Origin of the sequence: Pelomonas aquatica, assembly GCF_026712205.1 — a bacterium.
Classification (GTDB): Bacteria; Pseudomonadota; Gammaproteobacteria; order Burkholderiales; family Burkholderiaceae_C; genus Pelomonas; species Pelomonas aquatica.
In genome coordinates this window covers 116,615-128,652 of sequence record NZ_JAPPUW010000001.1, presented here as the reverse complement: position 1 = coordinate 128,652, position 12,038 = coordinate 116,615, and the positions used below count along the sequence as shown (strand labels likewise).

At 73.8% G+C, this 12,038-nt stretch carries 13 protein-coding genes; 3 read left to right on the top strand and 10 right to left on the bottom strand.

Annotation, left to right across the window (positions count from 1 at the left end; all coding sequences use genetic code 11):
- Nucleotides 1–54: 54 nt before the first annotated feature.
- The 4 genes from NYP07_RS00635 to NYP07_RS00620 form a co-directional block, all read right to left on the bottom strand.
- Nucleotides 55–1,137 (bottom strand): acyltransferase family protein, encoded by a 1,083-nt coding sequence (locus NYP07_RS00635; RefSeq protein WP_268146282.1) that lies wholly within the window; start codon nucleotides 1,135–1,137, stop codon nucleotides 55–57.
- A gap of 117 nt (nucleotides 1,138–1,254) precedes the next feature.
- Complete coding sequence (locus tag NYP07_RS00630) at nucleotides 1,255–1,794, bottom strand: SRPBCC family protein (protein ID WP_268146280.1); 540 nt, start codon at nucleotides 1,792–1,794, stop codon at nucleotides 1,255–1,257.
- A 58-nt stretch (nucleotides 1,795–1,852) separates the two neighbouring features.
- Complete coding sequence (locus NYP07_RS00625; RefSeq protein ID WP_268146278.1) at nucleotides 1,853–3,034, bottom strand: vWA domain-containing protein; 1,182 nt, start codon at nucleotides 3,032–3,034, stop codon at nucleotides 1,853–1,855.
- 8 nt (nucleotides 3,035–3,042) lie between these two features.
- Nucleotides 3,043–3,942, bottom strand: a complete 900-nt coding sequence (locus NYP07_RS00620; RefSeq protein WP_268146276.1) for an AAA family ATPase — start codon at nucleotides 3,940–3,942, stop codon at nucleotides 3,043–3,045.
- A gap of 145 nt (nucleotides 3,943–4,087) precedes the next feature.
- Between NYP07_RS00620 and NYP07_RS00615 the strand changes: the two genes are divergently transcribed.
- From NYP07_RS00615 to NYP07_RS00605, 3 genes are read left to right on the top strand one after another with little or no spacing between them, the layout of a single operon-like run.
- On the top strand, nucleotides 4,088–4,957 hold the full coding sequence (locus NYP07_RS00615) for a hypothetical protein (RefSeq protein ID WP_268146274.1): 870 nt from the start codon (nucleotides 4,088–4,090) through the stop codon (nucleotides 4,955–4,957).
- Between the two features lie 40 nt (nucleotides 4,958–4,997).
- Complete coding sequence (locus tag NYP07_RS00610; RefSeq protein WP_268146271.1) at nucleotides 4,998–5,219, top strand: hypothetical protein; 222 nt, start codon at nucleotides 4,998–5,000, stop codon at nucleotides 5,217–5,219.
- 2 nt (nucleotides 5,220–5,221) lie between these two features.
- Nucleotides 5,222–5,758 (top strand): DUF924 family protein, encoded by a 537-nt coding sequence (locus tag NYP07_RS00605; protein WP_268146269.1) that lies wholly within the window; start codon nucleotides 5,222–5,224, stop codon nucleotides 5,756–5,758.
- Nucleotides 5,759–5,776: 18 nt separating this feature from the next.
- Here the strand turns inward: NYP07_RS00605 and NYP07_RS00600 are convergent, their stop codons facing one another.
- The 6 genes from NYP07_RS00600 to NYP07_RS00575 form a co-directional block, all read right to left on the bottom strand.
- Nucleotides 5,777–7,489, bottom strand: a complete 1,713-nt coding sequence (locus tag NYP07_RS00600; RefSeq protein ID WP_268146267.1) for an NAD(P)/FAD-dependent oxidoreductase — start codon at nucleotides 7,487–7,489, stop codon at nucleotides 5,777–5,779.
- Between the two features lie 85 nt (nucleotides 7,490–7,574).
- Nucleotides 7,575–7,739: a hypothetical protein gene (locus NYP07_RS00595; RefSeq protein ID WP_268146266.1), complete on the bottom strand. Its 165-nt coding sequence runs from the start codon at nucleotides 7,737–7,739 to the stop codon at nucleotides 7,575–7,577.
- 57 nt (nucleotides 7,740–7,796) lie between these two features.
- Nucleotides 7,797–9,905, bottom strand: a complete 2,109-nt coding sequence (locus tag NYP07_RS00590; RefSeq protein ID WP_268146264.1) for a putative bifunctional diguanylate cyclase/phosphodiesterase — start codon at nucleotides 9,903–9,905, stop codon at nucleotides 7,797–7,799.
- A gap of 28 nt (nucleotides 9,906–9,933) precedes the next feature.
- A complete protein-coding gene (locus NYP07_RS00585) occupies nucleotides 9,934–10,302 on the bottom strand; it encodes a methylglyoxal synthase (protein ID WP_268146262.1) in 369 nt (122 codons plus the stop codon).
- 189 nt (nucleotides 10,303–10,491) lie between these two features.
- Nucleotides 10,492–11,115 carry a hypothetical protein gene (locus tag NYP07_RS00580; protein WP_268146261.1) on the bottom strand — a complete coding sequence of 208 codons (624 nt, stop codon included), beginning with the start codon at nucleotides 11,113–11,115 and terminating at the stop codon, nucleotides 10,492–10,494.
- 10 nt (nucleotides 11,116–11,125) lie between these two features.
- Nucleotides 11,126–12,013 carry an EamA family transporter gene (locus tag NYP07_RS00575; protein ID WP_268146947.1) on the bottom strand — a complete coding sequence of 296 codons (888 nt, stop codon included), beginning with the start codon at nucleotides 12,011–12,013 and terminating at the stop codon, nucleotides 11,126–11,128.
- Nucleotides 12,014–12,038 lie beyond the last annotated feature (25 nt).

Genomic DNA, 12,038 nt, shown 5'->3' with positions numbered 1-12,038 from the left:
GGAGCTGAACGCGCGTGACATTAGCACGCACTCAGCCTCTCGGCGCTGCCCGGATCATGCAGGGCGCAGGCGCGGCAGCCAGGTGAGTGGATCGAAGCGCGTGGCCGGCAATTCCACCCAGCGGTGGAAGGGCAGGGCCAGGCAGTTGGCCAGCAGCCAGGTCGCGGCCAGCAGCGCGAGGCCGGTGGCCGGCGTCGCGCCGGGCAGCCTGGCCAGCAGCGCATTGGTCAGCAGCAGCACCGGGAAGTGCAGCAGGAAGAGGGAATAGGACGGCGTCGCCCAGCGCGCCAGCGCGGGCGCCCAGGCCGCGGGCAGCGGCGCGCGCGCCTCGGCGTGGCGGGCGCCGGCCCAGGCCAGCCACAGCGCGGTGGCCAGGGCCAGCGCGAGGCGGTCGCGCCAGTCCAGCCACAGCGCGGCGCCGATGGCCGCGGCCAGCAGCACGAGGCCGGCGCGGCGGTGGCGCCACAGGCCCAGCCAGTGCACCAGCGCGCCCAGGCCGTAGGACACGAAGAAATACGGCGCGAAGGCGTCCAGCCCCGGCTGGCGGTTGAAGACGAAGGCCGAGGCCAGCGCCGCGCCGGCCACCAGCAGCGGGCCGACGACGAGGCGGCTCGGGTGGCGCCAGCCGTGCCGCGCCAGCCACAGCAGGCCGACGAGCAGCGCGAACAGCTGCAGGTCGATGGCCACATACCAGGCGCCCACCGTCAGCGCCTCGTAGCCCAGCACGTCGTGCAGCAGCAGCGCATGCGCGAACAGCTGGCCCGGCGTGATGTCGGCGGGCACGAGCTCGGGCCAGGACGAGGCGATCAGGCCGCAGGCGCCCAGCGTCAGCGCCAGCGCGGCCAGGAAGGGCAGCACCAGGCGCAGATAGCGCCGCCACAGCAGCTCGGGCACGGCGGCCTGCAGGGCCTGGCCGCGCGGCGACAGGCCGCGCGCGCTGAGGTAGCCGCCGACGACGAGGAAGACCTGCACCGCCATGCGCCCGTACTGGTGCATCAGGTCGGCCAGCATCGGCAGGGCCGCATGCGCGGCGCGCGCGATGGGGCCGTAGCTGACCAGGTGGTGCAGCACGATGACCTGGGCGGCGAGCGCCTTCAGGGCGTCGATATGCGGCAGTCGGCGGGCGGGGTTGTACATGGCGGGCAAAAAGCAACGGGCCTGCTGAGTGCAGGCCCGTGACGGTTTTGCGCGGATTCTAGCGTGGCGGCCGGGAAAACCCGGGTTGGTTTCCTGCGGTCACGAAGCGGTACCGGTTCAGCCGTGCAGTCGGCGCAGCCAGCGGCGCAGGCGCTGCCAGAAACCGGCGGGTGCCGCGGGTGCCGGGGCAGCGGCCACGGGCGGCGGCGGATGGCGTTCGAGCAGCGCGGCCCGGAAGCGCGCAAAGAAGTCCTCGGCCAGCTTCTGCGCGGCCAGGTCGACGAGGCGCGAGCCGACCTGGGCCAGCTTGCCGCCGACGCTGGCCGTGACCTCGTAGGCCAGCCGCGTCTCGTTCGGCGCCAGCGCCGCGAGGCTGACGGCCGCCTGGCCCTTGCCGTGGCCGGCCGCGCCGCCCGAGCCCTCGAAGGCGAGGCGGTAGCTCTGCGGCGGGTTCAGCTCGGACAGCTGGAGCCTGCCCTTGAACCTGGCCTTCACGGGGCCGATGGACACGGCCACAGCCAAGTCGAAGGCCTGTTCGCCCGACGGCGCGATGGACTCGCAGCCGGGCACGGCGGCCTGCAGCATCGCGATGTCGTTCAGCGCTGCCCAGGCCTGGGCCTGGGTCACGGGCAGGATCTGTTCGCCGGCGAGGTTCATCTGCGGTGCTGGGCTGGGCCCGAGTGGTGCGCGGGAGTCTTGCCGAATCCCGCGCGGATCACAACAGCGGCGGCTGCGCCAGCGCCGCCACCAGCCGCTGCACGCTCTCCAGGTCGTGCACCGGCAGATGCCGGCTCACCTTGGGCAGCAGGGCCCTCACGCCGGCCGCGCGCGGCTCGAAGGCCGCGAAGCGCAGCAGCGGGTTCAGCCAGATCAGCTCGCCGCAGCTCAGCCGCAGCCGCTCGGCCTCGAAGGCGAGGTGGGCGCAGCCCGGGTCGTCGTCCGAGCGCTCCAGCCCGTCGGTGACGAGCAGCACCGTCGCCGCGCCGCCGCCGAGCACGCGGCGCGCCCAGTCGCGGTTGAAGGCATGCAGATTGGCCGCGATGCGCGTGCCGCCGGCCCAGTCCGGCACGGCGGCGGACACGGCGGCCAGCGCCGCGTCGGGGTCGCGCTGCTGCAGCTGGCGGGTGATGCGGGTCAGCCGCGTGCCGAACACGAAGGCCTCGACGACGGGCCGCTCGCCGCTGCCGGCTGCCGTGTTCAGCAGGCCCTGGGCCAGGTGCAGCAGCGCGCGCGAGTAGCGGCCCATGGAGCCCGAGATGTCGGCCAGCAGCACCAGCGGCGTCGGGCGGCGGCGGGCGCGTTCGCGCTGCGGTGGCGCGCCGTCGCGGCGGCCTTCGGCGCGCAGCGTCGCGCGCCAGGCGATGCGCCCGCGCGGCGCGGCATCGTGGCGGCGCGTCAGGCGCCGGGCGAGCCGGGGCTGCAGCGCCGCCAGGGCCTGGCGCGCGGCGGCCCACTCGGCGGCGGTCATCGTGTCGAAGTCGCGGCGCTGCAGCAGCTCGCGGTTGCCGGCGTCGAGGCGGGCCTCGATGTCGACCTGCTGCTCGCGCGGCGCGGCCTGCGCCGCCGGCGCCGGGAACAGCGCGTCGGCCAGGCGGCGGTTCTCGGGCGGCGGCGGCGTGGCCGCGCGGCCCTGGGCCTGGGGCAGCAGCAGGGCCATGATGCGGCCGAGCAGGTCGGGGTCGCGCCAGAACACATGGAAGGCCTGCTCGAACAGCGGCCGATGCTCGGGGCGGTCGACGAGGCAGGCGGCCAGCGTGGCCTTGAAGTCGGCGCGCGAGGCCAGGCCGCCGGCCTGCAGCGCCTGCGCGGCCAGCATCAGCCGGTCCGTGCCGATGGGCAGGCCGGCCGTGCGCAGCACGCGGCCGAAGTGGACGAGGTTCTCGACCAGCCTGTCCATGGCGACCTTCAGGCGCGGGCGGTCGTTCGCAACTCGGCCAGCAGCCGCGCCGCCTCGCTGCCCTGCACGCGGGCGATGTCGTCCTGGTACTTCAGCAGCACGCCCAGCGTCGACTGCACGGTGGCCGGGTCCAGGCTGACCGCGTTCAGCTCGACGAGGGCGCGCGACCAGTCCAGCGTCTCGGCCAGGCCGGGCAGCTTGTAGAGGTCGATCCGGCGCATGCCCTGCACGAAGCCGACGATCTGCCGGGCCAGCGCGGCGTCCAGGCCCGGCAGGCGGGCGCGCACGATGGCCAGCTCGCGCGCGGCGTCGGGGAAGTCCAGCCAGTGGTAGAGGCAGCGGCGCTTGACCGCGTCGTGGACCTCGCGGCTGCGGTTGCTCGTCAGCACGACCAGCGGCGGCGTGGCCGCGGCGAGGGTGCCGAGCTCGGGGATGCTGAGCTGGAAGTCCGCGAGGAACTCCAGCAGGAAGGCCTCGAAAGGCGCGTCGGCGCGGTCGAGTTCGTCGATCAGCAGCACCGGCGCCGGCGTCGTGGTCAGGGCCTGCAGCAGCGGGCGCTCGATCAGGAAGCGGCGCGCGAACAGTTCGTCGGCGGTGCGCTGGTGGTCCTGGGCCTGGGCGAGGCGGATCTCCAGCATCTGCCGCGCGTAATTCCATTCGTAGGCCGCGCTGGCGAGGTCCAGGCCCTCGTAGCACTGCAGGCGGATCAGCGACCTGCCGAGGGCCGCGGCCAGCGCGGCGGCGATGGCCGTCTTGCCGGTGCCGGGCGCGCCCTCCAGCAGCAGCGGGCGCTGCAGCCGCAGCGCGAGGAAGGCCGCCGTGGCCAGCTCGCGCGAGGGCAGATAGGCCTGGGCCTGCAGGCCGGCGGCGATGGCGTCGATGCTGCTGTCCGGGGCGGAGTCGGGCACGGCGGGCCTCACGTTGGGGTGGTGGCGGCAGCGAGTATGCGGTGAACAGCTTCTTACATCCGCCGCGGAAGGAAATCGCGCCGGCCGGCGTTGTCGGTGGGAAGGGCTGGGATCGGCCGGCCCGCAGAACCGGACGAGAACCGCCATGAAATCGCCCCTCCTCTTCGCCACCGCCCTGCTGCTGGCCGGCCTCGCCCATGCCGACGAGCCCGCGCCCAATGCCGACAAGCGCGCCCTCAACCTCGCCGTGCAGCGCGACGGCCAGCACAACCAGAGCGCCGTGGCGGCTGTCAGCCTGCCGGTGGGCGACAGCGCCTGGCTGCAGGCCGGCGTGGGCCGGTCGCGCAGCCGCGACGCGGCCAGCGGCAACAGCTACCAGCCGACGCAGCTCGCCCTCGGCGGCGGCGTGGCCGGTCGGCGCTGGCAGGCCAGCGTCAACGCCAGCCAGCGCCGCGACGGCAGCGCGCTGCGCCAGAGCGACGTGGCCGCGGCCCTGGACTGGAAGCCGACCGGCAACCTCGGCGTGGGCCTGGACGCGGCCCGCCGCAGCGGCCGCACGCGCGGCACGCTGGCGGGCACGCCGGTGGAACAGCGCGTCAGCGGCCATGGCGTCGGCGTGCACGGCGCGGTCGCGCTGACGCCGCGCCTGAGCGTCTACGGCGCGACGATGCGCAACCGCTACACGACGAGCACGACGCAGACGGCCCAGGGCGGCGGCCTGCTGGCCGGCGTGCCGCTGCTGCAGAACCGCGTCTCCGCCGTCAACCGCGACGAGGCCGCGCTGGACCGCAGCCACCAGCTCGGCGCCACCTGGCGCGCCAGCGACCGCCTGGCCCTGAACGGCGAGCTGCAGCAGGACCGCCTGCACGACGGCGGCAGCCTGAGCAGCGTGCAGCTGAAGGCCGCCATCCAGGCCGGCGCCGGCTGGACGCTCACGCCCGGCATCGGCCACGGCCGCGGGCCGCAGGGCGCGAGCAGCAACTACGGGTTGCTGGGGGCGAGCTACGCCTGGTGAGGCCCTAAGCTGCGGGCTTCGAAACCCTTGGAAGGCCCGCATGAACTTCACCAGGATCCTCGGCGTGCTGCTGCTCATCGCCGGCACGGCCAGCCTCGCCACCGGCGGCTTCAGCTACACCAAGGACAGCACGGTCGTGAAGCTCGGCCCGCTGGAGCTGACGGCCAAGGAGAAGGAGCAGGTCAACCTGCCCGAGTGGCTGGGCGTCGGCGCGATCGCGGTGGGCGGGCTGCTGCTGGTGTTCGGCGGGCGCAAGCGCTGACCATGCCGCAAGCCGTCCTCAGCTTCTGGTTCGACGACATCCAGCCCGCCCGGTGGTGGAAGGTCGACCCCGGCTTCGATGCGCTGATCCGCAGCCGCTTCGGCGCGCTGCACGAGCAGGCCGGGCGCTGCGAGCTGTTCGGCTGGCGCGCCACGCCCGCGGGCCGGCTGGCCGAGGTCATCGCGCTGGACCAGTTCGCCCGCCATATCCACCGCGGCAGCCCGCTGGCCTTCGCGGCCGACCCGCTGGCGCTGGCGCTCGCGCAGGAGGCCGTCGCGGCGGGCGCCGACCTGGCGCTGCCCATGGCCCGGCGCGCCTTTCTCTACATGCCCTATATGCACAGCGAGTCCGCCTCCATCCACGCGGCCGGCGAGGCGCTGATGCGCGAGCGCGCCGAGAAGGGCACGCACGACTTCGAGCTCAGGCACAAGGCCATCGTCGACCGCTTCGGCCGCTACCCGCACCGCAATGCCATCCTGGGCCGCGCGTCGACGCCCGAGGAGCTGGAGTTCCTGAAGCAGCCGGGCTCCAGCTTCTGAGCCGGGCCCCGGCGGTGTTCAGGTCTGCCCGCCGGCCTTCGCCCCCTTGCCCTGCAGCACGGCCGCGTCCGGCAGGCCGAGCAGGTCGGCCGCCAGCGCCTCGGCCACCTCGATGCCATCGACGCCGGCGCTCATGATGCCGCCCGCATAGCCGGCGCCTTCGCCGGCCGGGAACAGGCCGCGCACATTGACGCTCTGGTAGTCGCGGCCGCGGTTGATGCGCAGCGGCGACGAGGTGCGCGTCTCCACGCCGGTCAGCACCGCGTCGGGGCGGTCGAAGCCGCGGATCTGGCGCGCGAAGGCGGGCAGCGCCTCGCGGATCGCGTCCAGGCAGTAGCGCGGCAGCGAGCCGCGGTCCTTCTGCTGCAGATTGGTCAGCGTGACGCCGGGCTTGTAGCTGGGCTGCACGTCGCCGAATGCCTTGCTGACCTGGCGCTTGATGAAGTCGCCGACGAGCGAGCCCGGCGCGAGATAGCCGCCGCCGCCCAACTCGTAGGCGCGGCTTTCCCAGAGGCGCTGGAAGGCCATGCCGTCCAGCGGGTTCACGGGGCTGCCGTCGCGCCTGCCGTCCTGGCGGTAGTCCTCGGGCGTCAGGCCGACGACGATGCCGGCGTTCGCGTTGCGCTCGTTGCGCGAATACTGGCTCATGCCGTTGGTGACGACGCGCTCGGGCTCGCTCGTCGCGGCCACGACGGTGCCGCCGGGGCACATGCAGAAGCTGTAGACCGAGCGGCCGTTCTTCGCGTGGTGCACGAGCTTGTAGTCGGCCGCGCCGAGGATGGGGTTGCCGGCGTTGGGGCCGAAGCGGGCCGCGTCGACGAGGCTCTGCGGGTGCTCGATGCGGTAGCCGATGGAAAAGGGCTTGGCCTCCATCTGCACGCCGCGCGCATGCAGCATCTGGAAGGTGTCGCGCGCGCTGTGGCCGAGAGCGATGACGACGTGGGAGGTGGCGATCTGCTCACCGGACTCCAGCTGCACGCCGCGCACGGCGCCGCCTTCGATCAGTAGATCGGTCATCTTCTGCTGGAAGCGGATCTCGCCGCCCAGCGCCTCGATGTCGGCCCGCATCCTGATGATCATGCTGACCAGGCGGAAGGTGCCGATATGGGGCTTGCTGACGAACAGGATCTCTTCGGGCGCGCCGGCCTTGACGAACTCGGTCAGCACCTTGCGCGTCAGATGCCTCGGATCGGAAATCTGCGAATAGAGCTTGCCGTCGGAGAAGGTGCCGGCGCCGCCCTCGCCGAACTGCACATTGCTCTCGGGGTCGAGCCTTTGCTCCCGCCACAGGCCCCAGGTGTCCTGGGTGCGCTCGCGCACGGCCTTGCCGCGCTCCAGCACGATGGGCCTCAGCCCCATCTGCGCCAGGATCAGCGCGGCGAACAGGCCGCAGGGGCCGAAGCCGACGACGACGGGCCGCGGGCCGGTGTAGTCGCCCCGACCGTTTCCAAATTGGGCCAGGAAGTGGTAGCCGGTGTCGGGCGTCGCGCGGATCTGGTGGTCGGCGGCGAAGCGGGCCAGCAGGGCGGCCTCGTCGACGCCGTCGGCCAGCGTGCAGTCCAGCGTGTAGACGAGCTGGATGTCGCTCTTCTTGCGCGCGTCGTAGCCGCGGCGCGCGATGTGGATGCCGGCCAGTTCGGCGTCGGCCAGTTGCAGGCGGGCCAGTGCGGCCGGGCGCAGCGCGTCCTCGGCGTGGTTCAGCGGCAGGCGGAGTTCGTTGATGCGGATCATGGTGGTCAGGATTTAGCCGACAACAAAAACAAACAGGCCCTCGAAGGGCCTGTGTGCGAGATCGTTCAGGCGTTGCGCCCGAGGATCAACCCGAGTGCGGGCGCTTGCCCGGGTTCTTCTTGGAACGGGTGTGCGAGCCGCGCTCCAGGCTGCACTTCTGGCCGCGGCCGGCCGTGAAGGTCACGCCCTTGGGGGCGGCGGGGCGGGGGGTGGCGCGGCGCGCCGCTTCGGTGATGATCTTGTTGCCCATGTCGGCTCCAGTGAAACTCAGCCCGCTGCAGGGGCAAAACGACGAAAGGCGCGGATTTTAGCCTGCGGCGTCGAGCCAGGCCTCGAAATCCGGCAGGTCCATCGGCCGCGCCAGCAGATAGCCCTGCACGAGGTCGCAGCCGCAGGCGCGCACGACGGCCTGCTCGGCCTCGGTCTCGACGCCCTCGGCCGTCACCGTCAGGCCCAGGCCCTGGCCCAGGCCGACGATGGATTTCAGCAGGGCCTGGCGGCGCGGGTCGGCGTCGACGTCCTGCACGAAGCTGCGGTCGATCTTCAGCTCGTCCACCGGCAGGTGCTGCAGATAGGCCAGCGAGGACTGGCCGGTGCCGAAGTCGTCGATGGCCAGGCGCACGCCCCAGCGCTTGAGTGCGTGCAGCACGGCGATGGGGTCGGCGCCGCCGGCCATCAGGCCGGTCTCGGTGACCTCGAGCTGCAGCCGGCCGGGGTCGACGCGGTATTCGGCCAGCAGGCCGGCCAGGCGGGCGGGCAGGCCGCGGTCCTGGATGTCCAGCGTCGAGATGTTGACGGCGATGGTCAGCGGCTCGCGCCCGGCCGCCTCCCAGGCGGCCAGCGTGCGCACCGCGCGGGCCAGCATCCAGTCGGTGATCTGGCGGATGCGGCCGCTGCGCTCGGCGAACGGGATGAAGTCGCCCGGCGGCAGCCAGCCGCGCTGCGGGTGCAGCCAGCGCACCAGGGCCTCGGCGCCGGCGATGCGGCCGGTCTCCAGGCAGCGCTTGGGCTGCAGGAACTGGCGCAGCTGGTCCTGCTGGATGGCGGCGGCCAGGTCGGACAGCAGGCTCAGGTGCAGCGCGCGTGCGGCCTCGGCGCCGGGGTTGTAGACGGCCACGGCCTGGTGCAGGCGCTTGGCCTCGAACATGGCCTGCTCGGCACGGCGCAGCAGGGTCTCGGTGTCGGCCGCATGCTCGGGCCAGTGGGCCACGCCCAGCGACACCGACAGGTCCAGCGACTGGCCCTGCCAGGAGAGCTTGTGCTCGACCTCCTCGCGCAGCTGGTTCGCGAGCACGGCGCCGTGGTCCGGGCGCAGCACCGGCGCCAGCGCCGCGAAGGTGCCGCCGGCCAGGCGGCCGTAGGCGGCCACGCCCTCGAACAGCACCCGCAGCTTGGCCGCGGCGCCCTGCAGCAGCGCGTCGCCGGCATCGAAGCCCAGCACGCCGTTGACGGCCTTGAGCCGGTCCACGTCGATGCAGATCAGCACGGCCTGCCGCTCGCGCTCGGGCAGGCTGGCCAGCAGCCGGTCGCCGTCGGCGATGAAGCGGGCGCGCTGCGGCAGGCCGGTCAGCAGGTCGACGTCGGCCAGGCGGCGCAGCTCGGCCTCGCGCTCTCCGACGGCGGCGGCCATCGTGTTCATCGCGCCGGCCATATGGCCCACCTCGTCGGCCGAATCGACCGCGATGCGGTGGCCGTACTGGCCCCGGGCGATCCGCTCGGCGCCGGCCTCGGCGCGCTTGAGCGGGTTGACGATGGAGCGCGTGACGCCCACGGCCAGCAGCGCGCCGGCGACGAGGGCGGCCACGCACAGCGCGAGCACGCCGGTGCGGTCGGCGTCGATCTGGTCGCGCAGCTCGCGGGCCTGGGCCATGCCGGCGCGCTCCTCGCTGGCGGCGAGCTGGTGCACGGCGCCGACGAACAGGCCCAGCGCCGCCTCGGTGTCGCCGCCCAGCAGCGTGCGGGCGGCCCGGAAGTCCTCGTGCTCGATCAGGTCGCGCACGCCGGCATCGCTGGCGCGGTAGTCCGCCAGCCGCTGCCTGACCTCGGCCAGGCGCTCGCTGCGCGGCCCCGGCGGCAGCACGAGGCCCAGGCGCTGCATGGCGTCGTCGAGCCGGCCGTTGGCGGCCGCGATCTCCGGGTAGGCGGCCACGCGCAGCTCGGCGTCGGGGCTCATCAGCACGAGCAGCTTGCGCGCGACGGCCTCGGCATTGCGGCTGATCTCGTTGACCGAGTCGCGGATGACGGCCTGCTCGTCGACGATGCGGTTGAGGGCCTCGGACAGGCCGCCGAGCCGGTGCACCGTCAGCGCCGCGAGCCCCAGCAGCAACATTAGCAGCACGGCAAAGGCCAGGCCCAGCCGCGTGCGGATGCGCAGCCGGCGCGACAGGCCGCGCGCCGGTGGCTGCGGCTCGTTCATGTTCCGCGGGCGGGCTGCGGCACCCGCGTCAAGCGCCGCTCCAGCGCGCCAGCAGCAGCCGCGCGGTGGCGACGTTGGTGGCGCAGGGCACGTCGTGCACGTCGCAGGCGCGCACGAGGGCGTTGATGTCGGGCTCGTGGGGCTGGGGCGTCATCGGGTCGCGCAGGAAGATGACGCCGTCCAGGTCGCCCGCGGCCAGGCGCGCGCCGATCTGCAGGTCGCCGCCCATCGGGCCGCTCAGCATGCGCTCGACGACGAGGCCATGGGCCGCGGCCAGCCGCGTGCCGGTCGTGCCGGTGGCCATCAGCGTGCAGCGGCGCAGCAGCGGCAGGTAGTCGCCGGCCAGGGCGATCATGGCGTCCTTCTTGCCGTCGTGGGCGATCAGCGCGAGTTTCATGAGGAGGTGCGAGGCTTCGGAAGATGATTGACGTTACACGCAAGCCCGGGCCCGGAACGGGCAAGACTTGGCACATTGGCGGGCCGCCGGCATTTGTTACTCGGATGTACCCGGCCGCCGGGTGGTTTCGGGCGGTTTCGGGTGGGCGGCTGCCGCCGGCCCGCGGAGCCATGGCCTGCCGCCCCCGGCTCAGGGCTGAACGCTGATGCGCAGCTGCAGCTCGCGCTGCGGGCGGCCGGCCGCGTCGGCGCTGCTCAGCGTGCCGCGCGGCGCCGGGGCCATGGCGCCGCCGCTGCGGGCCACCGTCTGCCAGCGCTCCATCGGCAGGGCCAGCGTGGCATGGAAGGCGTCGTCGCCGTCGTCGACGTCGAACTCGACGCGCACCGGCGCGCGGCCGCCGGGCCAGGTCGGCGTGGCGGCGAAGCTCTGCGTGCTGCGGCGCTCGCCCTGACGCGGGCTGGCGTAGACGCGGCGCGGCGCGCTGGCGGGGCCGGTGGCAGGGTCGATCTCGACGACGGCGTCCAGCCACTGCAGGGGCTCGCGCGTCGTCAGCCGCAGGCCGGCGCGCTGGCCGTTCAGCACCAGCAGGCGTTGCAGCGGCGGGGCGGCGGCAGGGGCCGTCGAGACCACGACGCCCGGCCCGCGCGGCGACACCGCGCCGGCCGTGCCGACGACGACGGCGCCGTCGCGCACGCCGGCCTGGGCGGCCGGCGGCAGGTTGCTGTCCACCCAGCGCAGTTCGACGAGGAGCTGCACGGCCGGCGGTGCGGCGAGGGCGGGCAGCGGCAGCAGGAGCAGGGCACGGCGCTTCATGCGTGCCAGCTTATTCCTGCGCTGACTTCAGCCGCGCCAGCAAAAGCCGCGGTCCTAACAGGTTGATCGCCAGACCGGCCAGCACCAGGGCCGCCGCGACCAGCTTCCAGGCCGGCAGCGGCTCGCCCAGCAGGGCCGCGGCCGAGCCCATGCCGAACACCGGCACCAGCAGGGCCATCGGCACGACGCGCCCGGCCGGGTGGCGGGCCAGCAGCCAGCTCCAGGCGCCGTAGCCGAACAGCGTATTGCCCAGCGCCTGCCACAGCACCGCCGCCCAGGTGCCGGCGTCGGCCGCGGCCACGCCGGCGGCCATCGCCTGCGGCCCGTCGAGCAGCAGGGCCAGCGCCAGCAGCGGCGGCACCGCGAAGGCGCTGCTCCAGACCACATAGGCCAGCATGTCGATGCGGCCGGCCTGCTGGGTCAGCAGGTTGGCGCAGGCCCAGCAGAAGGCGGCGGCCAGCACCATCGCGAGGCCCAGGGCCGTCGTCGTGCCGTCGACATGGGCGGCGATGACGGCGATGCCGCCCGCCGCCAGCGCCAGGCCCAGCCACTGCGTGCCCAGCACGCGCTCCCGGCGGATGCGCATGGCCAGCAGCAGCGTGAAGAAGACCTGGGTCTGCACGACCAGCGAGGCCAGGCCGGGCGAGATCTGGCTGCGCATCGACAGGTAGAGCAGGCCGAACTGGCCGACGCCGATGAGCACGCCGTAGCCGGCCAGGTTGCGCCAGTCCACCCGGGGGCGGCGCAGGAAGAGGCAGGCCGGCACCAGCGCGAAGCCGAAGCGCAGCACGGCCAGCGTCATCGGCGGCAGCGTGTGCAGCGCGTACTTGATGACGACGAAGTTGCTGCCCCAGATCGCGACGACGGCGAGGGCGAGCAGGAAGTGGCGCAGGGGCAGGGCGGCCATGGACGAGAAGGTGGGC